1 protein-coding gene is annotated in these 1410 nt (G+C 64.6%); it reads left to right on the top strand.

From position 1 onward, the window contains the following. Nucleotides 1-130 precede the first annotated feature (130 nt). Nucleotides 131-1377 (top strand): IS3 family transposase gene (locus AXK60_RS25210; protein WP_244881179.1). Its coding sequence is split into 2 segments (ribosomal slippage): nt 131-362 and nt 362-1377, totalling 1248 coding nucleotides; the frame shifts between segments, so codons are not numbered across the junction. Nucleotides 1378-1410: the final 33 nt, after the last annotated feature.

Here is a 1410-nt window from a genome sequence, read left to right as displayed (position 1 = left end):
CTCTGGGTGCWGAWKGACGYATYCGTGATCCGCCCCGGTGTGTCCGGAGACTCTCTGTGTTTGCTTGAGAGAGGATCCAACGATGGGAACGTCGAAGTACACGCCGGAGCTGAAGGCTCGGGCGTTGGAGATGGTCGAGGATGCGCGTGATGAGCATCCGTCGGAGTACGCGGCGATCGTGCATGTCGCGCAGTTGCTGAACATCACGACACCGGAGACGCTGCGTAAGTGGGTGCGGCAGGCGGAGGTGGACCGGGGCGCGAAGCCGGGGGTGTCCACGGCCGAGTCGGAGCAGGTTCGTGCACTCAAACGTGAAGTGGCGGAGCTGAAGCGGGCGAACGGGATCTTGAAGGCCGCGGCGGGTTTCTTCGCGGCCGAGCTCGACCGGCCACACCGCTGATCGTCGACTTCATCAGCTCCCACCTGGGTGACCGGGTGGGAGCTGATGGCCTGCTGTGGGGTGTCGAGTCGATGTGCGCCGTGCTCACTGAGTACGGCTGCCCGTTCGCCCCGTCGACGTACTACGACTGGATCTCCCGCGGGTCTTCTGCCCGTGACTACCGGGATGCGTTGGTGATCAACATGATTCATGATGCGAGGACGAAGGAACGGTTCACCGGGGTGCTCGGGGCGCGGAAACTGTGGGTGGTGTTCAACTCGCGTGGGTTCACCGTCGCCCGGTGCACCATCGAGCGGCTGATGCGGCTGATGGGCTGGCACGGCGAGATCAAGGGCACCGCGCCGCGGACCACCCGCCGCAACCCGTCCCATGACCGGGCTCCGGACCTGGTGCAGCGCCGGTTCTGGGCGCCGGCTCCGGACCGGCTGTGGGTGTGCGATTTCACGTACTGCAGGACCGCGTCAGGGTGGGTGTACACGGCGTTCGTCACCGATGTGTTCGCCCGCCGGATCGTGGGCTGGAAATGCTCGACCGCGATGACCGAGTCGCTGGTGCAAGCTGCGGTAGACCAGGCTATCAGTGACAGGAAACGTTGGGGTGCAGTTACTTTCGATCAGCTCATTCATCACAGTGATGCGGGGTCGCAGTACACCGCGATCACCTACAGTCAGTCGTTGGCCGACATCGGTGTGCGGCCGTCGATCGGCAGTATCGGCGACAGCTACGACAACGCGCTCGCCGAGTCGGTGAACTCGAGCTACAAGACCGAGCTCGTCTACCGCGAAGCCCCGTGGGCCGGCCTGGCCGACCTGCAGGCGGCGACCGCCGAATGGGTGCACTGGTACAACCACGAACGCCCGAACGGGTACTGCAACGACCTGAGCCCGGTGCACGCCGAGCGGATCTACTACGATCGACACCAGGCCACCGAAACGGTGCCTACCCTGCCTGACCAGCTGGTCCAGGTAGCCAACTGAGAGATCCTCCGGGAAACCCGGGGTGGTTCACBT

The sequence above is a fragment of the Tsukamurella pseudospumae genome, from assembly GCF_001575195.1.
GTDB classification, from domain to species: Bacteria; Actinomycetota; Actinomycetes; order Mycobacteriales; family Mycobacteriaceae; genus Tsukamurella; species Tsukamurella pseudospumae.
This window is presented reverse-complemented; position numbering and strand designations above follow the sequence as displayed.